Source organism: Kluyvera genomosp. 3 (genome assembly GCF_011765685.1).
GTDB classification, from domain to species: Bacteria; Pseudomonadota; Gammaproteobacteria; order Enterobacterales; family Enterobacteriaceae; genus Kluyvera; species Kluyvera georgiana_A.
Genome location: NZ_CP050321.1, coordinates 23,397 through 46,356 on the forward strand (window position 1 = coordinate 23,397; position 22,960 = coordinate 46,356).

Annotated in this window: 18 protein-coding genes; 16 read left to right on the forward strand and 2 right to left on the reverse strand. The window is 52.4% G+C overall.

The window, feature by feature from the left end; all coding sequences use genetic code 11:
* Positions 1-16: 16 nt before the first annotated feature.
* The 3 genes from atpG to GY169_RS00125 are packed head-to-tail and all read left to right on the forward strand — an operon-like array spanning position 17 to position 2,729.
* Positions 17-880 carry a F0F1 ATP synthase subunit gamma gene (gene atpG, locus GY169_RS00115; protein WP_035893615.1) on the forward strand — a complete coding sequence of 288 codons (864 nt, stop codon included), beginning with the start codon at positions 17-19 and terminating at the stop codon, positions 878-880.
* A 26-nt stretch (positions 881-906) separates the two neighbouring features.
* Positions 907-2,289: a F0F1 ATP synthase subunit beta gene (gene atpD, locus GY169_RS00120; RefSeq protein WP_064540598.1), complete on the forward strand. Its 1,383-nt coding sequence runs from the start codon at positions 907-909 to the stop codon at positions 2,287-2,289.
* Positions 2,290-2,309: 20 nt separating this feature from the next.
* Entirely contained in the window at positions 2,310-2,729 is a 420-nt protein-coding gene (locus GY169_RS00125; protein WP_064540602.1) for a F0F1 ATP synthase subunit epsilon, read from the forward strand.
* A gap of 440 nt (positions 2,730-3,169) precedes the next feature.
* On the opposite strand, the gene GY169_RS00130 is transcribed toward GY169_RS00125, so the two are convergent.
* Positions 3,170-5,347: a right-handed parallel beta-helix repeat-containing protein gene (locus GY169_RS00130; protein WP_167574677.1), complete on the reverse strand. Its 2,178-nt coding sequence runs from the start codon at positions 5,345-5,347 to the stop codon at positions 3,170-3,172.
* 344 nt (positions 5,348-5,691) lie between these two features.
* Between GY169_RS00130 and glmU the strand changes: the two genes are divergently transcribed.
* The 12 genes from glmU (at position 5,692) to GY169_RS00190 (ending at position 20,643) form a co-directional block, all read left to right on the forward strand.
* On the forward strand, positions 5,692-7,065 hold the full coding sequence (gene glmU, locus GY169_RS00135; protein ID WP_167574678.1) for a bifunctional UDP-N-acetylglucosamine diphosphorylase/glucosamine-1-phosphate N-acetyltransferase GlmU: 1,374 nt from the start codon (positions 5,692-5,694) through the stop codon (positions 7,063-7,065).
* 168 nt (positions 7,066-7,233) lie between these two features.
* The gene (gene glmS / locus GY169_RS00140; protein ID WP_167574679.1) at positions 7,234-9,063 is read left to right on the forward strand and encodes a glutamine--fructose-6-phosphate transaminase (isomerizing); all 1,830 of its coding nucleotides are present in this window, start codon (positions 7,234-7,236) and stop codon (positions 9,061-9,063) included.
* A gap of 451 nt (positions 9,064-9,514) precedes the next feature.
* On the forward strand, positions 9,515-10,090 hold the full coding sequence (locus GY169_RS00145; protein ID WP_167574680.1) for a chaperone-usher fimbrial major subunit: 576 nt from the start codon (positions 9,515-9,517) through the stop codon (positions 10,088-10,090).
* 118 nt (positions 10,091-10,208) lie between these two features.
* On the forward strand, positions 10,209-10,892 hold the full coding sequence (locus tag GY169_RS00150) for a fimbrial chaperone (RefSeq protein ID WP_411908133.1): 684 nt from the start codon (positions 10,209-10,211) through the stop codon (positions 10,890-10,892).
* Positions 10,893-10,913: 21 nt separating this feature from the next.
* Positions 10,914-13,454: a fimbria/pilus outer membrane usher protein gene (locus GY169_RS00155; protein WP_167574681.1), complete on the forward strand. Its 2,541-nt coding sequence runs from the start codon at positions 10,914-10,916 to the stop codon at positions 13,452-13,454.
* A 13-nt stretch (positions 13,455-13,467) separates the two neighbouring features.
* Complete coding sequence (locus GY169_RS00160; protein ID WP_167574682.1) at positions 13,468-14,550, forward strand: fimbrial protein; 1,083 nt, start codon at positions 13,468-13,470, stop codon at positions 14,548-14,550.
* Between the two features lie 214 nt (positions 14,551-14,764).
* Complete coding sequence (pstS, locus tag GY169_RS00165; RefSeq protein ID WP_167574683.1) at positions 14,765-15,805, forward strand: phosphate ABC transporter substrate-binding protein PstS; 1,041 nt, start codon at positions 14,765-14,767, stop codon at positions 15,803-15,805.
* 72 nt (positions 15,806-15,877) lie between these two features.
* Positions 15,878-16,837 (forward strand): phosphate ABC transporter permease PstC, encoded by a 960-nt coding sequence (gene pstC / locus GY169_RS00170; RefSeq protein ID WP_064540617.1) that lies wholly within the window; start codon positions 15,878-15,880, stop codon positions 16,835-16,837.
* Entirely contained in the window at positions 16,837-17,727 is an 891-nt protein-coding gene (gene pstA / locus GY169_RS00175) for a phosphate ABC transporter permease PstA (protein WP_106930134.1), read from the forward strand. The genes pstC and pstA overlap by 1 nt, the downstream gene beginning before the upstream one ends.
* 51 nt (positions 17,728-17,778) lie before the next feature.
* Complete coding sequence (gene pstB, locus GY169_RS00180; RefSeq protein WP_035893601.1) at positions 17,779-18,552, forward strand: phosphate ABC transporter ATP-binding protein PstB; 774 nt, start codon at positions 17,779-17,781, stop codon at positions 18,550-18,552.
* Positions 18,553-18,566: 14 nt separating this feature from the next.
* Positions 18,567-19,292 carry a phosphate signaling complex protein PhoU gene (gene phoU / locus GY169_RS00185; RefSeq protein ID WP_008500182.1) on the forward strand — a complete coding sequence of 242 codons (726 nt, stop codon included), beginning with the start codon at positions 18,567-18,569 and terminating at the stop codon, positions 19,290-19,292.
* A gap of 184 nt (positions 19,293-19,476) precedes the next feature.
* Positions 19,477-20,643 carry an esterase gene (locus tag GY169_RS00190; protein ID WP_167577222.1) on the forward strand — a complete coding sequence of 389 codons (1,167 nt, stop codon included), beginning with the start codon at positions 19,477-19,479 and terminating at the stop codon, positions 20,641-20,643.
* Between the two features lie 133 nt (positions 20,644-20,776).
* On the opposite strand, the gene yieH is transcribed toward GY169_RS00190, so the two are convergent.
* Positions 20,777-21,442 (reverse strand): 6-phosphogluconate phosphatase, encoded by a 666-nt coding sequence (gene yieH / locus GY169_RS00195; RefSeq protein ID WP_167574684.1) that lies wholly within the window; start codon positions 21,440-21,442, stop codon positions 20,777-20,779.
* Between the two features lie 169 nt (positions 21,443-21,611).
* On the opposite strand from yieH, the gene adeP reads away from it, so the two are divergent.
* On the forward strand, positions 21,612-22,949 hold the full coding sequence (gene adeP, locus GY169_RS00200; RefSeq protein WP_163447634.1) for an adenine permease AdeP: 1,338 nt from the start codon (positions 21,612-21,614) through the stop codon (positions 22,947-22,949).
* Positions 22,950-22,960: the final 11 nt, after the last annotated feature.

The window sequence follows — 22,960 nt, forward strand, 5'->3', positions numbered from 1 at the left end:
CATTGAGGAGAAGCTCATGGCCGGCGCAAAAGAGATACGTAGTAAGATCGCAAGCGTCCAGAACACGCAAAAGATCACTAAAGCGATGGAGATGGTCGCCGCTTCCAAAATGCGTAAATCGCAGGATCGCATGGCGGCCAGCCGTCCTTATGCAGATACCATGCGCAAAGTGATTGGTCACCTTGCGAACGGTAATCTGGAATATAAGCACCCGTACCTGGAAGAACGCGACGTTAAGCGCGTGGGCTACCTGGTGGTGTCTACCGACCGTGGTCTGTGCGGTGGCTTGAACATTAACCTGTTCAAGAAACTGCTGGCGGATATGAAGGCATGGACCGAAAAAGGCGTTCAGTGCGACCTCGCAATGATCGGCTCTAAAGGTGTGTCCTTCTTTAATTCCGTAGGTGGCAACATTGTCGCTCAGGTTACCGGTATGGGCGATAAACCAGCCCTGTCCGAACTGATCGGTCCGGTAAAAGTGATGTTGCAGGCCTACGACGAAGGTCGTCTGGACAAGCTTTATATTGTCAGCAACAAATTTATTAACACCATGTCTCAGGTGCCGACGATCACCCAGCTGCTGCCGTTACCGGCTTCAGAAGATGATGATCTGAAACGTAAAACCTGGGATTACCTGTACGAACCCGATCCGAAAGCGCTGCTGGATACCCTCCTGCGTCGTTATGTCGAATCTCAGGTCTATCAGGGCGTGGTAGAAAACCTGGCCAGCGAGCAGGCCGCACGTATGGTTGCGATGAAAGCCGCGACCGACAATGGCGGCAGCCTGATTAAAGAGCTGCAGTTGGTATACAACAAAGCTCGTCAGGCCAGCATTACTCAGGAACTCACCGAGATCGTCGGTGGTGCATCCGCGGTATAACCAGGTTAATTCGTAGAGGATTCAAGATGGCTACTGGAAAAATTGTCCAGGTAATCGGCGCCGTAGTTGACGTCGAATTCCCTCAGGATGCCGTACCGCGCGTGTACGAAGCCCTTGAGGTACAGAATGGTAATGAAGTGCTGGTGCTGGAAGTTCAGCAGCAGCTCGGTGGCGGTATCGTGCGTACCATCGCCATGGGTTCCTCCGACGGTCTGCGTCGCGGTCTGGAAGTTAAAGACCTCGAGCACCCGATCGAAGTTCCGGTAGGTAAAGCAACACTGGGTCGTATCATGAACGTACTGGGTCACCCGGTAGACATGAAAGGCGACATCGGTGAAGAAGAGCGTTGGGCTATCCACCGCGCTGCACCTTCCTACGAAGAGCTGTCCAGCTCTCAGGAACTGCTGGAAACCGGTATCAAAGTTATCGACCTGATGTGTCCGTTCGCGAAGGGCGGTAAAGTCGGTCTGTTCGGTGGTGCGGGCGTAGGTAAAACCGTAAACATGATGGAGCTGATCCGTAACATCGCGATCGAGCACTCCGGTTACTCTGTGTTTGCGGGCGTAGGTGAACGTACTCGTGAGGGTAACGACTTCTACCACGAAATGACCGACTCCAACGTTATCGATAAAGTATCCCTGGTGTATGGCCAGATGAACGAGCCGCCGGGAAACCGTCTGCGCGTTGCTCTGACCGGCCTGACCATGGCTGAGAAATTCCGTGACGAAGGTCGTGACGTACTGCTGTTCGTCGATAACATCTATCGTTACACCCTGGCCGGTACGGAAGTATCTGCACTGCTGGGTCGTATGCCTTCAGCGGTAGGTTACCAGCCGACTCTGGCGGAAGAGATGGGCGTTCTGCAGGAACGTATCACCTCCACCAAGACCGGTTCTATCACCTCCGTACAGGCGGTATACGTACCTGCGGATGACTTAACTGACCCATCCCCAGCAACTACCTTTGCTCACTTAGATGCAACCGTAGTACTGAGCCGTCAGATCGCATCCCTGGGTATCTACCCTGCGGTTGACCCGCTGGACTCCACCAGCCGTCAGCTGGATCCGCTGGTTGTTGGTCAGGAACACTACGACACCGCGCGTGGCGTTCAGTCCATCCTGCAGCGTTATCAGGAACTGAAAGACATCATCGCCATCCTGGGTATGGATGAACTGTCTGAAGAAGATAAACTGGTGGTAGCACGCGCTCGTAAAATTCAGCGCTTCCTGTCCCAGCCGTTCTTCGTAGCAGAAGTATTCACCGGTTCTCCGGGTAAATACGTTTCGCTGAAAGACACCATCCGTGGCTTTAAAGGCATCATGGACGGCGAATACGATCACCTGCCGGAGCAGGCGTTCTACATGGTCGGTTCCATTGACGAAGCAGTGGAAAAAGCCAAAAAACTTTAACGCCTTAATCGGAGGGTGATATGGCAATGACTTACCACCTGGACGTCGTCAGCGCAGAGCAACAAATGTTCTCTGGTCTGGTCGAGAAAATCCAGGTAACGGGTAGCGAAGGTGAGCTGGGTATTTACCCGGGCCACGCCCCGCTGCTCACCGCCATTAAGCCTGGTATGATTCGCATCGTTAAACAGCACGGCCACGAAGAGTTTATCTATCTGTCCGGCGGCATTCTTGAAGTGCAGTCTGGCACCGTGACCGTACTGGCTGATACCGCGATTCGCGGCCAGGATCTCGACGAAGCGCGAGCTCTGGAAGCGAAACGTAAGGCCGAAGAGCACATTAAGAGCTCTCATGGTGACGTGGATTACGCTCAGGCGTCTGCGGAACTGGCCAAAGCGATCGCTAAACTGCGCGTTATCGAGTTGACCAAAAAAGCGATGTAACACCGGCTTGAAAGTCAAAAAGCCAGTCTGGTCTCCAGGCTGGCTTTTTTTATGCTTTGTTTTAATTTAAATGAAACTGAAAAGGTATTTTAAATATTTTGTGATTTGAGTCACAAAACTGTTGATCGATAAAATCCGGAGGAGTAGACTTTGTTTTGTGAGTTGAGTCACAAAAAATATCACTACTATCGCAGGATAAAAATCATGAAACTGATCAACAAAATCATCGCTCTCTTCAGCTCTATGAACATCTCTTTCGGTACTTTCAACCTGTAAGGTTGATGACCGCACTGGCCGCCCACCTGTAGGTCAGATGCTGTTCTGTGATGCGCTGTACCGCTAACGAAAACGACAACACATGCGGTGTAAACAGAACCCAAAAATGAAGAAGGTCGCCTTACGGCGACCTTTGTATTTTGACCAGTAGTACAAACTACGCCTTAATCCTTATTCAGGAAATCACCGGTCTTAAAGCTGCCGTCCGCATTACGCTCCAGCGGCTGTGGTAATGTCAGCGACTGGAAGTCTTGCGCACGCAGTTCCTTCCCTTCCGTGTTCACGCTTTTGCCCTTCTCGATGAAGTAGTTCGTGGCATCAATGTTGCCCACCACCGCATCATCATATTTCCCCGGCTGGCTGCGCAGCGAAATGTTGTCGCTGAATACACCCTGCGTAGATGCATCGCCATAAGGGCTTGGACGGAAGATAAAGTTAAAGCGCTGGTTGTCGACGGCGACGTTATTGACCACCACCAGCTTGCCTGGGTTGAAGTTATCGGTGAAGCCATCAAGATGGTTGCCGATCGCGATACTGTTGCGGATTTCGTGCGCCACCGGCTGCCCTTCGCCGCCCAGCTTGAAGCCGTTGCTGGTGTTGTCGCGGGCGACAGAGTTCTCGATTACCACCACGCCGTTGGCGCCGTCCTCAATCTTATTAAACAGATCGAAGCCATCATCAATGTTGTTGTGTGAGTAGCATCCTTCCAGTCGGTTGCCTTCACCCACGCGCATCTTCACCGCAAAACCGTCAGCGTTGATCTTGCCTGGATCCTCGTTGCTGTGGGACTCCGAGTTTACCACGCGGTTATAGCTTGCCCACAGCGGACGACCAATCTTATCGACCGAGGAAATTTGAATCCCGGTATCATCATTGCGATAAGCCGTTACATTCTCGATCAGGTTATGGCTGCCCTGAATACGCAGGCTCTTCCCGGTGATATCCACGCCGCGTAGCGTCCAGTAGTTACCGTCCAGCAGCATACCGTGGATAACCGCTTTACCGTTGGCTTCCAGCGTTTTACGACCATTCTCAAGACCGCTGGCTGAAAGCGGAATGTCGGTCTTCGGATAGTCACCTGCCGCCAGCACAATTTTTCCGCCCGGCGCGACCAGATCGATGGCTGTTTGCAAATCCATTGGCGCGTCGGCGGTACCTTTTGCATCTGCCTTGCCGTTTGCTGCCGCGTACAGCGTGCTGGTGGAAATACCTTTCTGCTGGTTAACGGTCAACTGCTGCTCAACCGGCGTCCGGTCTTTACCGCTGGTGGGGGTAAAGGTCACCTGGAAGGTATTGCTTTCTTTCAGCGTGGCGGGCTGAGTGAACATCTCGCCGGCCTTCACCGCTTTATTCTCCCCGATCACCACTTCATTGTGCCGAACGGTAAACAGCCCGTCGTAGTTGGCACGCGCTTGAAGCGTGTACTCTGGCGTCAGGCTCTTACTGCCTGAAGCGACCTGCATCACCACCGGCCATGATTTGGCGACGAACGGTTTAGAGGCCACGGTTTTCGCCTCAGAGGTGGTCAGCGAAGCGTCTTTAACGGTAATTTTGGCATTACGTGACGCAAAGAAGCCCACGTAATACTGTTTTTTATCCTGCACGGAGATCATATCTGCGTGCGGCACGCGCTCAGTCACCCACTCTTCACTTCCCTCCGGCGCCCAGGCGGTAACGAAGCCGTCATTTGTCCGTTCGAGCTTCAGGCGGAACGTCGGCGACTGACGCAGATCAACCCCTTCCTTGTAACTGACTTTCTTAATCTCGGATCCGGCGTTACCCCATGGTTGGGTTATACCGTTACGTGCGATCGCCTGTAGCTTCACGCGGTAATCATCTTTCTTGTCCTGGGTCATAATGGCGTTCATCACCATATTCGATGCCGCAGGAAACTCTTCATAGCCTTCTTTCAGCGGTTCCTGGCGTGGGATGCCGATGATATCGCGCACCAGTAGCCCCGCGCCTTCCTGTGCGGCCGGTTTAGCGCCGTTTTCCGGGCCAAACTGATCGACGGTTACCGTGGCCGATAGCACAAAGTTCTCATCGCTCGGTAACGTGGTGTAGAAGAAGGTCAAACCGTCGTGCGAGTTGGCGATTTTGCCGCCGCGACTTTCGATGGTGATAGGTTTACTGAGGTCGGCAATTTGCTGTGATGTCAGCGTCTTACCATCGATAGTGACGTTGTTTACGCCCACTTTCTCCGGAAGAACGTTGGAGGAGAAGTTAACGTCAGTAGACTGCCCAAAAGCGATCGCCTTCCATTGCTGGGGCGTCTGGGCCTGCGCCGCGAGAGAAAGCGCTGCACTACAAAGGGTAAGAGCCAGAGGTATCTTCTTGTTCATATTATCTTCCTGAATGGTTGATCGACGTAATTATCAACAAATTAAAACGTTGTTTCTTTTTTGCTCGTCACAATAATGAGTAAATAAAACGCCGTTTTGAAATGGTTAATCCTTTATTCAGGTGATAAAAAAACAAGATAAGCAGTGAGATAGCGCAGAATATGGCGCTGGGTCTGATTTCTTACAAGACAAATAGATTTGATATAGACGAAAATAAGGACAGAAAGTCAGGACGTAAGGGGATGTTGAACGTTTTATCAGCAAGCCATTTCATGCTGCAAAATATGTAGAATTTTCAACAAGAACCCGGTTTACTTCATACTTAATCTACAGACAGGATACCTATGTCTAACCGTACCATGAGCGTTGTGATCCTTGCCGCTGGCAAAGGCACGCGTATGTATTCCGATCTTCCTAAAGTGCTGCACACCCTGGCTGGCAAGCCGATGGTGCAGCATGTCATTGATGCCGCGAATCATGTTGGCGCAAACCAGGTTCACCTGGTGTACGGTCACGGTGGTGATTTGCTTAAGCAAGCTTTATCCGACGATAACCTGAACTGGGTGCTGCAGGCGGAACAGCTGGGCACCGGTCATGCGATGCAGCAGGCTGCGCCGTACTTCGCGGATGATGAAGACATTCTGATGCTGTACGGCGACGTGCCGCTGATCTCCGTTGAAACACTGCAGCGTCTGCGCGAAGCCAAGCCGCAGGGCGGAATAGGTCTGCTGACGGTGGTGCTGGACGATCCGAGCGGCTATGGGCGCATTACCCGTGAAAACGGCAAAGTGACCGGTATTGTCGAGCACAAAGATGCCACCGAAGCACAGCGTCAGATTCAGGAAATTAACACCGGTATCCTGATTGCCAACGGCGCGGATCTGAAGCGCTGGCTGGCGAAGCTCGACAATAACAATGCGCAGGGCGAGTTCTATATCACCGATATTATCGCCATGGCGTATCAGGAAGGGCGTGAAATTGCCGCGGTACATCCGGCGCGTATCAGTGAAACCGACGGTGTGAATAACCGTCTGCAGCTCGCCCGCCTTGAACGTATTTATCAGTCTGAGCAGGCTGAAAAGCTGCTGCTGGCGGGTGTAATGCTGCGTGACCCGGCGCGTTTTGATCTGCGCGGTACCTTGTCTCACGGGCGCGATGTCGAAATTGATACTAACGTTATCCTTGAAGGCAACGTGGTGCTGGGCAATCGCGTCAAAATCGGCGCGGGCTGTGTGATTAAAAACGCTACCATCGGCGATGACTGTGAAATCAGTCCGTACAGCGTGGTGGAAGATGCGCATCTGGAAGCCGCCTGCACCATCGGGCCGTTTGCGCGTCTGCGTCCGGGCGCTGAACTGCTGGAAGGCGCTCACGTCGGTAACTTCGTCGAAATGAAAAAAGCGCGTCTGGGTAAAGGCTCGAAGGCCGGTCATCTGACCTACCTCGGCGACGCGGAAATTGGCGACAACGTGAATATCGGTGCGGGGACCATTACCTGCAACTACGATGGCGCGAATAAGTTTAAAACCATTATTGGCGATGACGTCTTTGTTGGTTCCGACAGCCAGTTGGTGGCGCCGGTCACCATTGGCAAAGGCGTGACGATTGCCGCCGGGACTACCGTCACCCGCAACGTCGCGGATAACGAACTGGTCCTGAGCCGCGTACCGCAGGTACACAAGCAAGGCTGGCAGCGTCCGGTGAAGATTAAGAAGTAGGCCTGATAAGGCGTAGCCGCATCAGGCAACAAAGGCGAGGAGATAACATAATCTCCCGCCCACCATGCAGTACCTATAAAAATAACCCCACTCTCTACAAGGCTCGGGGCGCCCGGTATACGGGCAACAGGTTGACCGACAACGCGTAAAAAATCGGAACATAAACTTATGTGTGGAATTGTTGGCGCAGTCGCGCAACGTGATGTAGCTGAAATCCTTCTCGAAGGTCTCCGTCGTCTGGAATACCGTGGATACGACTCTGCGGGTCTGGCGGTGGTGGATGCAGAAGGTCATATGACCCGTCTGCGTCGTCTGGGAAAAGTCCAGATGCTGGCTCAGGCTGCGGAAGAACAACCGCTGTCCGGCGGCACTGGTATTGCCCACACCCGCTGGGCAACCCATGGCGAACCGTCGGAAGGCAATGCGCATCCGCATGTGTCTGAACACATTGCGGTGGTGCATAACGGCATCATCGAAAACCACGAACCGCTGCGCGAAATGCTGCAAGCGCGCGGCTATGTCTTCGTTTCAGCGACCGACACTGAAGTGATTGCTCACCTGGTGCATTGGGAGATGGAACAGGGCGGTACCTTACGTGAAGCTGTGCTGCGCGCTATTCCACAGGTGCGCGGCGCTTACGGTACGGTCATTATGGACTCCCGCGATCCGAGCACGCTGCTGGCAGCGCGTTCCGGTAGCCCATTGGTGATTGGCCTTGGGATGGGCGAGAACTTTATCGCTTCTGACCAGCTGGCGCTGCTGCCGGTAACCCGTCGATTCATCTTCCTGGAAGAGGGTGATATCGCGGAAGTGACCCGCCGTACCGTGGCTATCTTCGATAAGACTGGCGCGGAAGTGAAGCGTCAGGATATCGAATCAAACGTGCAGTACGATGCCGGTGATAAAGGCATCTACCGCCACTACATGCAGAAAGAGATCTACGAGCAGCCGAACGCGATCAAAAACACCTTAACCGGGCGTATTAGCCACGGTCAGGTGGATCTGAGTGAGCTGGGGCCGGAGGCCGATGCGCTATTGGCGAAAGTGGAGCATATCCAGATTATCGCCTGTGGCACTTCCTACAACTCGGGAATGGTGGCGCGCTATTGGTTTGAATCGCTGGCCGGTATGCCGTGCGATGTTGAAATCGCATCGGAATTCCGTTACCGCAAATCCGCCGTGCGCCCGAATAGCCTGGTCATTACCCTCTCGCAGTCCGGTGAGACCGCAGACACCCTGGCTGGCCTGCGCCTGACCAAAGAGCTGGGTTACCTGGGCTCGCTGGCGATTTGTAACGTGGCGGGCTCGTCGCTGGTGCGCGAATCCGACCTGGCGATTATGACCAAAGCGGGCGCTGAGATTGGTGTGGCCTCCACCAAAGCGTTTACGACTCAGCTGACCGTTCTGCTGCTGTTGGTGGCAAAAATGGCCCGTCTGAAAGGTCAGGATTCCGCCGTTGAGCAGGATATTGTGCACGGTCTGCAGGCGCTGCCAAGCCGTATCGAACAGATGCTGTCGCAGGACAAACGCATTGAGCTGCTTGCAGAAGATTTCTCCGACAAGCATCACGCGTTGTTCCTTGGCCGCGGCGATCAGTACCCGATCGCGCTGGAAGGCGCGCTGAAGCTGAAAGAGATCTCCTACATTCATGCGGAAGCCTACGCCGCCGGTGAGCTGAAGCACGGCCCGCTGGCGCTGATTGACGCCGATATGCCGGTGATTGTCGTCGCACCGAACAATGAGCTGCTGGAAAAACTGAAATCCAACATCGAAGAGGTTCGCGCGCGCGGCGGTGAGCTGTATGTCTTTGCCGATCAGGACGCGGCGTTTACCGATAGCGACAACATGCACATCATCGAGCTACCGCATGTGGAAGAGGTTATTGCACCAATCTTCTACACCGTGCCGCTACAGCTGCTGGCTTATCACGTGGCGCTGATTAAGGGCACCGACGTTGACCAGCCGCGTAACCTGGCGAAATCAGTCACCGTAGAGTAAATGTGTCACCTAAAAGGCTGCTGAACGATCGGCAGCCTTTTTTTATAACCTTTGTTCTATATTAATACTTGGTTACAAATATTCTTGTTTGCTTATTTATTTGTTTAACTAACTTTACATTCAACTTCGTTTTTGTGGTGAATGAATCTATTTTGTTAAATTGGATAAAAAAAGAGCCATTTTAGACGAGTGTTGAATAATGGTATTGATAAATTCCTAAATATATAGGCTGGTGTATTTAAAATCACCTTTTTTGTATATAATGGAAATTAATATTTAATAAACAACACATATCCCATATTCATCTATTAATATTAAATGAATATCTAATTAAAATATTTTTATTGTAATCCCTATTCTTGGGTGTATTCTTCGCCGCCGTAAGGATGGTGTGTTTTATTTTTGAAATATAAATAAAACACAAGGATATAATATTATTAATGGGGTTGTAATGAAACTTAATTTAATTGCAGGCGCTTTGGTTCTGTCTTCTACCGTATTCGCTGGTAATGTTCTCGCATCTGATGGCACCGTGCATTTCCGTGGTGAAGTCATTGATAGCACCTGTGAAGTCACTGCTGATACTGCCGATCAGAACGTTGATCTGGGTAAAGTTAACCGCACCGCATTTAGTGGGGTTGGCAGCACTGCAGCGCCAACAGAATTCCATATCGATCTGGACAAATGCCCGGCGACATATACAAAAGCGGCCGTTCGTTTTGATGGCACCGAAGCTTCTGATGGCAATGGCGACCTGGCTGTAGGTACTCCGGCTACCGCTTCTGCACCTGGCGATTTCACTGGCACTGGTACCGCGACAACCGCTACCGGCGTAGCAATCCGTATCTATAACCGTGCTGATAACTCTCAGGTTCAGCTGTACAAAGATTCTGCGTATAGCAATATTGATGCGACTGCGGGTACAGCTTCAATGAAGTTTATTGCGCGTTATATCGCAACCAGCGCTACAGTCACCGCAGGTACCGCTAACGCGGATTCTCAGTTCACAATTGAATACGTGAAATAATACAAACATCAATTCTGTTGATTTGTTTTATTAATTAAATGACGCCTGTCATTAAGGCACTCTTTTGTCTGGAGTCGCGGGCGTCTTTTTGCTCTTTTCTGGGATGATTAAATATATGATGACACGGCTAATTAAATTTGTTTTTTCTATAGTTGTGCTTTTTTATACCATGCAATCTTTTGCCGGGATTGTGGTAGGGGGAACCCGCGTTATTTTCCCAGGTAACGCGCCTGATACCACTATCTCTATTTATAATAAAGAAACGACATTACCTTATCTTATCCAGGTGTGGGTTGATCCGTTTAATAAAGACGATAAAAGCAAACCACCTTTTACGGCAATCCCACCGGTCTCTCGTCTGGAACCTGGACAGGAAAAAGTGCTGCGTATTGTGAAAATCGCCGGTGAATTACCAACAGACCGGGAGTCTGTTTTCTGGTTGAATGTTAAAAATATTCCGCCATCAAGTGATAAAAAAGATACCAGTACGCTGGAAATTGCCATTAAAACAAGAATCAAATTATTCTGGCGTCCAGCCGGCATCAACTTAATTCCAGAAAAAGCTATTGCAAAAGTCAAATGGCATAAGCAAGGTAGCCAGTTGGTAGTGGAGAATAAAAGCCCTATCCATATTAATATTATGGACGTTGTTATTGATGGTAAAAACATTCCTCTTAATATGATTCGCCCTTTTGAAACACTGACGCTGGATTTACCTGCAGGCGTTTCCGGTCATTCTGTAGTCTGGCGCTTTATTAATGATTATGGCGCGATTAGCGAACCAGTAAAACAAGCACTTTAACCTCCCGATAAGGATATCTCGATGATGCGTTCGCGTCTTTGTCTCGCGCTGGTTTCGAGCGCCTGTCTGGGAGTTGCTACCCATGCTTTTGCCAGAGACAGTCTGTTTAATCCAAAGCTTTTAGAAATCGATCATCCGGTCGATGTTGATATTCGTCAGTTCAACCGTTCGAATACGCTCCCGCCTGGCGATTATAAGGTCGATATTATCGTTAACGGGAAGCTGTTTGAGCGCCGGGATGTCAAATTTGTGCAGGATAAACCAGATGCTGAACTACATCCCTGTTTTGTCGCTATTAAGGATGCTTTATCCTCGTATGGTGTCAAAGTTGATGCTGTAAAATCATTGCAGACTGTCGATAATAAAGCTTGTGTAAATCCTGTTCCATTAATTGATGGTGCTATCTGGTCATTTGATGCCAATAAGTTAGCGCTAAATATTTCCATTCCACAGATTTATTTGAATACTGCGGCGTATGACTACATCAGCCCCTCCCGTTGGGATGAGGGCATTAACGCGATGATGGTCAACTATGATTTTTCCGGCACGCATACCATGGAGTCGAATTACGACTCCGAAGAGGATGATACTTATTATCTGAACTTGCGTAACGGAATTAACCTGGGCGCCTGGCGGTTGCGTAACTACAGCACGCTGAGCGCGACGGGCAGTAATACGGAATATCATTCAATTAGTAGTTACGTCCAGCGGGATATTGCCGCGCTGCGCAGCCAGATTATGGTCGGCGACACCTGGACAGCGAGTGATGTGTTTGATAGCGCCCAGATCCGCGGGGTCAGACTCTATACCGACGATGACATGCTACCGTCGAGCCAGAACGGTTTTGCGCCAGTGGTGCGCGGGGTGGCGAAAAGTAACGCCACCGTGATTATCCGACAGAATAAATATGTCATTTATCAATCGGCAGTGCCGCAAGGCGCTTTCGAAATCACCGATCTGAATACCACCAGCGGTGGCGGCGACCTCGATGTGACCATCAAAGAAGAGGATGGTAGCGAGCAGCACTTTACCCAGCCATATGCATCACTGGCGGTTCTCAAACGTGAAGGCCAGACTGACTTTGATATCAGCGTGGGGGAAATGCGCGATGAAAGCGGATTTACTCCCAATGTTATTCAGGCGCAGGTGCTGCGTGGTTTGCCGTGGGGCCTCACACTCTATGGTGGGACGCAGATAGCGAATGACTATGCCTCCGCAGCGTTCGGTATGGGTAAAGATATGGGATCGTTTGGCGCCGTATCCGTTGATATGACTCATGCGCGCTCGCACTTTGATGATGGCGATGATGAAAGCGGCCAGTCATACCGTTTTCTGTATTCCAAACGTTTTGATGATACCGACACGAATTTCCGTCTGGTGGGGTATCGCTATTCAACAGAAGGCTACTACACCCTCGATGAATGGGCGTCTCGACAGGATAATAGTTCTGATTTCTGGGTGACCGGTAACCGACGAAGCCGTGTAGAAGGGACCTGGACGCAGTCGTTTGGTCGCGGCTGGGGGAATATTTATCTGACGGTCAGTCGCCAGGAATACTGGCAGACCGATGAAGTTGAACGCCTGGTTCAACTGGGTTACAGCAATAACTGGCGACAGATATCATGGAATGTGTCGTGGAACTACAGCGATTCCATCAACCGTTATTATGGCAATGACCATTATGACGATGATGATAACAACGACGACAACAATCATGAACAGGTCTTCATGTTATCAGTGTCTATTCCGCTCTCCGGCTGGATGGAAAATAGCTACGTCAACTACTCGATGACGCAGAACAACCATAACAACAGCACGATGCAGGCTGGCGTCGGCGGTACGTTACTGGAAGGGAACAACCTCTCTTATAACATACAGGAATCATGGATGAGTACGCCGGAAGATACCTACAGTGGTAATGCCAGTATGGGATATGACGGTACTTATGGTTCGGTAAACGGCGGCTACGCCTGGAGCCGTGATTCGCAGCGCCTGAATTATGGCGCGCGTGGCGGTATTTTGGTTCATGGCGACGGCGTAACCTTCTCTCAGGAGTTGGGGGAAACTGTCGCGCTGGTAGAAGCGCCGGGGGCAGATGGGCTATCGGTTGAAAATGCGACCGGGGTCTCTACCGACTGGCGTGGGTATACGGTGAAAACGCAGCTCAACCCTTACGATGAAAACCGTGTGGCGATTGACAGTAATTATTTTGCCAAAGCCAATATTGAGCTGGATAACACCGTGGTGAACCTGGTCCCAACGCGCGGCGCGGTAGTGAAAGCGGCGTTTGTGACGCATGTTGGTTATCGTGTGCTGTTTAATGTGACTCAGTCAAATGGCAAGCCTGCGCCATTTGGCGCAATGGCGACCGCCCAACTGGACTCTGGAACGGTAAGCGGCATTGTTGGAGACAACGGCGATCTCTACCTGGCGGGAATGCCCAAAAGCGGTGATTTTTTATTGGCATGGGGCGAAGGTGGCACCAGGCAGTGTAAGGCGTCTTACCAGATAACCGAACAAGCGACCAATGGATTAATACAGGTGCCTGTAACCTGTCAGTAAATGGATGGATACGATGAATCGATGGCACTACGCCGGTATGGCGCTACTTTTTATGGGATCGGCTTCTGGATATGCCGCAACCTCGGGAACATGTGAAACCACCACCGGTACCCATGTATTAAGCCTGACCTTTCCGCTGACGCAAATTGCGGCGGATCACAACGTATCAGGAACTACATTACTTGATGTAGCTGATGCCACCGCAAGCGATACTTACAGCGTGAAGTGTACGTGCGATACCGCTCACCGTAATGGGACTTACCATGAGATTTATTATACTGGCGATCCCGCGCCGGGCATGGTGTTTAGCCATACCTACAATGGACTTTCTTTTTACTATCTTAATGAGTATGTGGATGTTGGGACGAAGATTTACATTCTGAATGCTGGTTATACCGGCGTGCCGTTCGAAAATGTGTCGAATCAGGTACCGAATACAACAAATCATACCTGCGGGGGCGCAAGTACTTCTGCTGTTGGGGTTAAATTAGATACAGGAACGGACTCGCATCTTTCTTTCCATATTAAAAAGTCGATTAACGGGACGGTTGTTATTCCGCTCACGGATGTTGCTGTACTCTATGCCGGGCTGTCCAGCTCGTCTCCACGCGGAGATATCATTGCCAAAGTCAGAATCCAGGGAAGCCTGGTGGCTCCCCAGTCCTGTACCATTAATGGTGGTCAGGATATTACCGTTGATTTTGATGCGATTCCGGCCTCTGAGTTTTCATCAACCATCGGCCAGGCGATAACGACGCATAAAATCACGAAAACCGTCGATGTTTCCTGCACCGGTATGGAAAATGAAAGAACCCAGGGAGTAGACGTTTCCTTTGATACCACCACTCCGGGTGCTGATGGCTCGCTTATCGCCACCAGTAACGAAGACGTAGGAATTAAAATCTACAATAAGAACAACGTGCCCATTGATGTGAAAGGCGGTATTCTGCCGACGGATATGGGGACAACGACGCTGCTGGGGCGTAAAAATGGCTCGGTAACCTTTTCCGCCGCCCCGGCCAGCCTGACAGGCGAACGCCCGCAGCCCGGCACTTTTACCGCCAGCGCCACGCTGACGATTGAATTTACCAACTAAACTTCTTTTGCGGCTGTTTATGACAGCCGCTGTCATATTTCTCTGCCGACATGCTTTTTTTACTCTAAAAATAGTTTTTAAAATCAAAGTATTGTCAGTTCTTTTTTCTTGTCATCAAACTGTCATAAACCTTACATATAACTGTCACCTGATTGTCCTATTTTGCTCCTCGTAGCCACTAAACAATCATTTACGGATTCTTGCAGGAGACATTATGAAAGTTATGCGTACCACTGTCGCAACTGTTGTCGCCGCGACCTTATCGATGAGCGCTTTCGCAGCAAATGCAGCGGCAAGCCTGACAGGCGCGGGTGCAACTTTCCCTGCGCCGGTGTATGCCAAATGGGCGGATACCTACAACAAAGAAACCGGTAATAAAGTCAATTACCAGGGTATCGGCTCCTCCGGTGGCGTAAAACAAATTACCGCTAACACCGTCGATTTCGGCGCATCCGATGCACCGCTGTCTGACGAAAAACTGGCTCAGGAAGGCCTGTTCCAGTTCCCGACTGTCATCGGCGGTGTGGTGCTGGCCGTTAACATTCCTGGCCTGAAATCCGGCGAGCTGGTGCTTGACGGTAAAACGCTGGGCGACATCTACCTGGGCAAAATCAAGAAGTGGGATGACGAAGCCATCACCAAACTGAACCCAGGCGTTAAGCTACCTTCTCAGAACATCGCCGTTGTGCGTCGTGCTGACGGTTCCGGTACCTCCTTCGTGTTCACCAGCTACCTGGCGAAAGTGAACGAAGAGTGGAAATCGAAAATTGGTGCGGGCTCTACCGTAAACTGGCCGACCGGCTTGGGCGGTAAAGGCAACGACGGTATCGCGGCGTTCGTACAGCGTCTGCCAGGCTCTATCGGCTACGTTGAATACGCTTACGCTAAGCAGAACAACCTGGCTTACACCAAACTGGTTTCTGCCGACGGCAAACCGGTTAGCCCAACCGAAGACAACTTCGCTAACGCCGCTAAGGGCGTTGACTGGAGCAAATCTTTCGCGCAGGACCTGACTAACCAGAAGGGTGACAACGCGTGGCCGATTACCTCCACCACCTTTATCCTGGTGCACAAAGAGCAGAAGAAACCTGAGCAGGGCGCTGAAGTGCTGAAGTTCTTTGACTGGGCATACAAAAACGGCGGCAAGCAGGCGAACGAGCTTGATTATGCTTCTCTGCCGGAAAGCGTGGTTGAGCAGGTTCGTGCTGCATGGAAGACCAACGTAAAAGACAGCAGCGGTAAAGCGCTGTACTGATGACGGTCGCCCGGCGGGAACGCCGGGCTGCTGTAAATGTCGTGGCGGATTTTAAACTGGAAAGAGTGATTTATGGCTGCAACTAAGCCTGCTTTTAACCCACCGGGTAAAAAGGGTGACATGATATTCAGCGCGCTGGTAAGACTGGCTGCGCTGATTGTGCTATTGATGTTGGGCGGGATTATCGTCTCTCTCGTTATCTCCTCGTGGCCCAGTATGGAGAAGTTCGGCTTCGCCTTCCTGTGGACCAAAGAGTGGGATGCGCCTAACGACATTTACGGCGCGCTGGTACCGATTTACGGTACGCTCGTGACCTCCGTTATCGCCCTGCTGATCGCCGTTCCGGTGAGTTTCGGCATCGCTCTCTTTCTGACCGAACTGGCGCCAAACTGGCTTAAACGCCCATTAGGTATCGCGATTGAACTGCTGGCGGCCATTCCCAGTATCGTTTACGGCATGTGGGGCCTGTTTATCTTCGCGCCGCTGTTCGCGACCTACTTCCAGGAGCCGGTCGGCAATATCCTTTCTAACATCCCGTTTGTCGGCGCGCTGTTCTCCGGCCCGGCCTTTGGTATCGGTATCCTGGCGGCTGGGGTTATCCTCGCCATCATGATCATCCCCTATATCTCCGCCGTAATGCGTGATGTGTTCGAACAAACCCCGGTGATGATGAAAGAGTCGGCCTACGGCATTGGCTGCACCACCTGGGAAGTTATCTGGCGTATCGTTCTGCCGTTCACCAAAAATGGCGTGATCGGCGGCGTGATGCTCGGCCTGGGCCGCGCGCTGGGTGAAACCATGGCGGTCACCTTTATCATCGGCAACACCTACCAGCTCGACAGCGCGTCTCTGTATATGCCGGGTAACAGCATTACCTCCGCGCTGGCGAATGAATTCGCCGAAGCGGAATCCGGCCTGCATGTCTCTGCGCTGATGGAACTGGGTCTGATCCTGTTTGCGATTACCTTTATTGTGCTGGCGGCATCGAAGTTCATGATTATGCGTCTGGCGAAGAATGAGGGGGCACGCTAATGGCAACGCTGGAAATGCAAAACACCGCTGCGCTGGCTGAGTCCCGTCGCAAAATGCAGGCCAGACGCCGCATGAAGAACCGTATCGCGCTGACGCTGTCGATGGCGACCATGATCTTCGGCCTGTTCTGGCTGGTGTGGATCCTGATGGCGACCATCACTCGTGGTATCGACGGGATGTCCCTGGCGCTGTTTACCGAAATGACCCCACCGCCAAATACCGCAGGCGGCGGTCTGGCGAACGCCCTGGCGGGCAGCGGCCTGCTGATTCTGTGGGCGACCGTGTTTGGTACGCCGCTGGGCATTATGGCGGGTATTTACCTGGCCGAGTATGGCCGTAAATCCTGGCTCGCCGAAGTCATTCGCTTTATTAACGACATTCTGCTTTCCGCACCGTCGATCGTCGTGGGCCTGTTCGTCTACACCATCGTCGTGGCGCAAATGCAGCACTTCTCCGGTTGGGCGGGCGTGATTGCGCTGGCGCTGCTGCAGGTACCGATCGTTATTCGTACCACTGAAAACATGCTCAAGCTGGTGCCGGATAGCCTGCGTGAAGCCGCTTATGCGCTGGGTACGCCTAAGTGGAAGATGATCTCCGCGATTACGCTGAAAGCCTCTATCTCCGGGATTATGACCGGTATCCTGCTGGCTATTGCGCGTATCGCCGGTGAAACGGCGCCGCTGCTGTTCACCGCGCTCTCGAACCAGTTCTGGAGCACCGACATGATGCAGCCTATCGCCAACCTGCCGGTGACCATCTTTAAATTTGCGATGAGCCCGTTTGCGGAGTGGCAGCAACTGGCCTGGGCCGGGGTGCTGATTATCACGCTGTGCGTATTGCTGCTGAACATTCTGGCGCGCGTTATTTTCGCGAAGAAGAAACACGGTTAATTTTTTACGGCGCGGCCAACGACGGCGGCGCTGGATGAGGAAGAGATTGAGATGAGTATGGTTAACACGACTCCGGGTAAAATTTCAGTTCGTGACCTGAACTTCTACTACGGCAAATTCCATGCCCTGAAGAACATCAACCTGGATATCGCCAAAAACCAGGTGACGGCGTTTATCGGCCCGTCGGGCTGTGGTAAATCAACGCTGCTGCGTACCTTCAACAAGATGTTTGAGCTGTACCCGGAGCAGCGTGCGGAAGGCGAAATCCTGCTGGATGGCGACAATATTCTCACCAACACCCAGGATATCGCGCTGCTGCGCGCCAAGGTTGGGATGGTGTTCCAGAAGCCGACGCCGTTCCCGATGTCTATCTACGACAACATTGCTTTTGGCGTGCGTCTGTTTGAAAAACTGTCGCGTACCGACATGGATGAACGCGTGCAGTGGGCCTTGACCAAGGCCGCATTATGGAATGAAACCAAAGATAAACTGCACCAGAGCGGGTACTCTCTCTCTGGTGGTCAGCAGCAGCGTCTGTGCATCGCGCGCGGTATCGCGATTCGCCCGGAAGTGCTTCTGTTGGATGAGCCGTGTTCAGCCCTTGACCCGATCTCCACCGGGCGTATCGAAGAGCTGATCACCGAGCTGAAAGAGGATTACACCGTCGTTATCGTTACCCACAACATGCAGCAGGCTGCACGTTGTTCCGACCACACGGCGTTTATGTACCTGGGCGAGTTGATTGAGTTCAGCAACACGGACGATCTGTTCACCAAGCCCGCTAAGAAACAAACAGAAGATTACATCACCGGTCGTTACGGTTGATTCAGGAGCGCGTTGTGGACAATCTGAACCTTAATAAACATATTTCCGGCCAGTTCAACGCAGAACTGGAGAGCATTCGTACCCAGGTGATGACCATGGGCGGCATGGTTGAGCAGCAGCTTTCTGATGCCATTACCGCGATGCACAACCAGGATAGCGAGCTGGCGAAGCGCGTCATTGAAGGCGATAAGAACGTCAACATGATGGAAGTGGCGATCGACGAAGCCTGCGTGCGCATCATCGCCAAGCGTCAGCCAACCGCCAGCGACCTGCGCCTGGTGATGGCGATTATTAAAACCATCGCCGAGCTGGAACGTATTGGCGACGTGGCGGATAAAATTTGCCGCACTGCGCTGGAGAAATTCTCCCAGCAGCACCAGCCGCTGCTGGTCAGCCTGGAGTCGCTGGGCCGCCACACCGTGCAGATGCTGCACGACGTGTTGGATGCGTTCGCGCGCATGGATCTCGACGAAGCGGTGCGTATTTACCGTGAAGACAAGAAAGTTGACCAGGAATATGAAGGCATCGTGCGTCAGCTGATGACCTACATGATGGAAGACTCGCGCACCATTCCAAGCGTGCTGACCGCGCTGTTCTGCGCGCGCTCTATCGAGCGTATCGGCGACCGCTGCCAGAATATCTGCGAATACATCTTCTACTTCGTGAAGGGGCAGGATTTCCGTCACGTGGGCGGCGATGAGCTGGATAAGCTGCTGGCGGGCAAAGATCCGAAAGAGTAATCGCTGAATTCTGCGCCACAAAACCTGTCGTCTTCGCTGAAGCGGCAGGTTTTTGCTTTCTGGCTTTAGCTCTTAGCGCTATTGCCCGTAAAACTGGCGGAATATCACACCGCGCGTTTCCCTATCCCGGTTACCCTGAACGTTCTGCTTCAAACATGGATAAGGAAATAACGTGAAACGACAACTGAGTTGTGCAGCTTTTCTCATCTCCAGCGTGCTGGGATGCGCCTCTTTATCTGCAGTGGCCGCGCCGTTACCCGCTACGCCGAGCCAGGCGATTCCCGTCAGCCAATACATCACACAGGTTAATGCCGACAAAAGCATCACCTACCGCCTGTTCGCGCCAACGGCAAAACGGGTGTCCGTTGTAACGGGCTCCACGCCAGACAGCTTTGTCTCGCATGATATGACCAAAGATGAGCAGGGGATCTGGACGTGGCGAAGCGATGTCCTGAAGCCCAATCTGTATGAGTATTATTTTGATGTCGATGGTTTCCGTTCGATTGATACCGGCAGTCGTTACCCAAAACCGCAGCGACAGGTGAATACCAGCCTGATTCTGGTGCCGGGGAGCATTCTGGACGATCGTGCGGTCGCGCATGGTGATGTGCGAACGCTAACCTATCACTCGACGGCGCTCAGTGCCGAACGCCGCGTTTATGTCTGGACACCGCCGGGATATACCGGCAGCGGCGAGCCGTTACCGGTACTCTATTTCTACCATGGCTTCGGTGATACCGGGCTGTCGGCGATTGACCAGGGGCGAATTCCGCAGATGATGGATAACCTGCTGGCAGAGGGAAAAATCAAACCTATGCTGGTGGTTGTGCCGGATACCGAAACTGACGTACCAGAAGCGGTTGCCGAGAATTTCCCGCCGCAGGAGCGAAGGAAATCATTCTATCCGCTGAATGCGAAGGCGGCGGACAACGAGCTAATGCACGATATTATTCCGCTGATCGGCGAGCGCTTTAATGTCCGCAAGGATGCCGATGGCCGCGCATTGGCAGGGCTATCGCAAGGCGGATATCAGGCGCTGGTCTCCGGAATGAATCATCTCGACAGTTTTGGCTGGCTGGCCACCTTCAGCGGCGTGACAACCACAACGGTACCGAACGCTGGCGTTGAGGCACAGTTCAATCATCCGCAGGCCATCAATAAACAACTGCGTAATTTCACCGTTGTGGTGGGCGAGAAAGATAGCGTCACCGGGGCGGATATTGCGGGTCTTAAGAAAGAGCTTGAGCAGAAAGGTATTAAATTCGATTACACGGTCTATCCGGGATTGAATCATGAAATGGATGTGTGGCGTCCGGCTTACGCCACGTTTGTGCAGAAACTGTTTAAGTGACAGGTAGCCGGATGAGGCGTTGAACGGAAATGCCGGATAGCGGCGCTTTGCGCCTTATCCGGCCTACCAATCTTTCCTGGTGCATATGTAGGCCCGATAAGCGTAGCGCCATCGGGCAATCACACAGACACAGTTATTGCGTAATATCCCACCCGCGCGCCTTCCACAGCCCCGGCAGCTCCGCCAGATCAGTAAACGTCGTCACCTTCGGGTGGTCAATCGGCTTATTGTGCGGATCGGCGCAGAAATAGAACACTTCCATCCCCGCATCAATGCCTGACTGTGCCCCTGCGCTGGAGTCATCTACCAGAATGCAGTTCTCTACGTTTACGTTCATCGCTTTTGCCGCGTGGTGCATCAGCGCCGGGTCCGGCTTCCAGCGCTGGATGTCGTAACCGCTAAACAGTTTGTCTTCGAAATGATGCAACATACCGAGCTTGCCCAGCGAATGCTGCATTTTGCTGACCGGGCCGTTCGACACGATGCACATCGGAATCGCAACGGAATCGACCAATGCGTTAGCCCCGGCAATCACCTCCAGCTCCGAGTCGAAAAGGCGTGCGACCTCGGCGCGATAAACCGGTTCTAAATCCGCCCGGGCAAGGTTCACCCCGTGCTCGGCGTTGATAATGTCGATAATCTCGTAGAGCTTTACGCCCTTGAAACGTTTAAAAATCTCTTCCAGATCGAGCGTGATGCCAAATGTTTTGAACATGTGGACGTAGGCCCGTGAACAGATTACTTCGCTGTCGACCAGCGTACCGTCACAGTCGAAAAAAACCGCTTCAACTCCGGACATGTCATTTCCTTTTTAACAAGTTTAACGTTTACGTAATGCTGAATTGAGAGACGCAATCGTTGCCGTATAAGCAAAATCAATGAAAAAAAACATCTCACAACCGCGCCTATTGTCGCATTTTGGTATAGGATAGCGACGAATTTTCCTTCCTTGTCTGCGGAAATTGATAATGAGTCAACAACACACCACCCCGGCTTCCGGCCAGGGGATACTGGAGCGCGTGTTTAAACTGCGCGAGCACGGCACGACGGCACGCACCGAAGTGATCGCCGGTTTCACCACCTTCCTGACGATGGTCTACATCGTTTTTGTAAACCCGCAAATTCTTGGCGTGGCCGGAATGGACACCAGCGCGGTGTTCGTGACCACCTGTCTGATTGCGGCGCTGGGCAGTATCCTGATGGGCGTATTTGCTAACCTGCCGGTGGCGCTGGCGCCTGCGATGGGTCTGAACGCCTTCTTCGCGTTCGTGGTTGTGCAGGCTATGGGGCTGCCGTGGCAAGTGGGCATGGGCGCCATTTTCTGGGGCGCTGTCGGCCTGTTGCTGTTGACCATTTTCCGCGTTCGTTACTGGATGATTGCCAATATCCCCGTGAGCCTGCGCGTCGGTATCACCAGCGGTATTGGTCTGTTCATCGGCATGATGGGCCTGAAAAATGCGGGCGTGATTGTCGCAAACCAGGACACGCTGGTTTCCATTGGTAACCTGACTTCACACAGCGTGCTGCTGGGTGTGCTGGGCTTCTTTATTATCGCCATTCTGGCTTCGCGCAATATTCACGCGGCGGTGCTGGTCTCTATCATCGTGACCACTCTGCTGGGCTGGATGCTGGGCGATGTGCATTACAACGGTATTGTCTCCGCGCCGCCGAGCATTACTACCGTCGTGGGCCACGTCGATCTGGCCGGGTCGTTTAACCTCGGTCTGGCGGGCGTTATCTTCTCCTTCATGCTGGTGAACCTGTTCGACTCCTCCGGTACCCTGATCGGCGTGACCGATAAAGCGGGCCTGGCGGATGCGAAAGGTAAGTTCCCGCGCATGAAGCAGGCGCTGTTTGTCGATAGCGTCTCCTCGGTGGCCGGTTCCTTTATCGGTACCTCTTCCGTGACGGCATACATCGAATCTTCCTCCGGCGTTTCCGTAGGCGGCCGTACCGGCCTGACGGCGGTTGTCGTGGGTATTCTGTTCCTGTTGGTGATTTTCCTGTCGCCGCTGGCGGGTATGGTGCCGGGCTACGCAGCCGCGGGCGCGCTGATCTACGTTGGGGTGCTGATGACCTCCAGCCTGTCACGCGTGAAGTGGGATGACCTGACCGAAGCCGTTCCGGCGTTTATTACCGCCGTAATGATGCCGTTCAGCTTCTCCATTACCGAAGGTATCGCGCTGGGCTTTATCTCTTACTGCGTGATGAAAATCGGTACCGGTCGTTTCCGCGACCTCAGCCCGTGCGTGATTGTTGTCGCACTGCTGTTTGTGCTGAAGATTGTGTTTATTGACGCACACTGATGAAATGAACC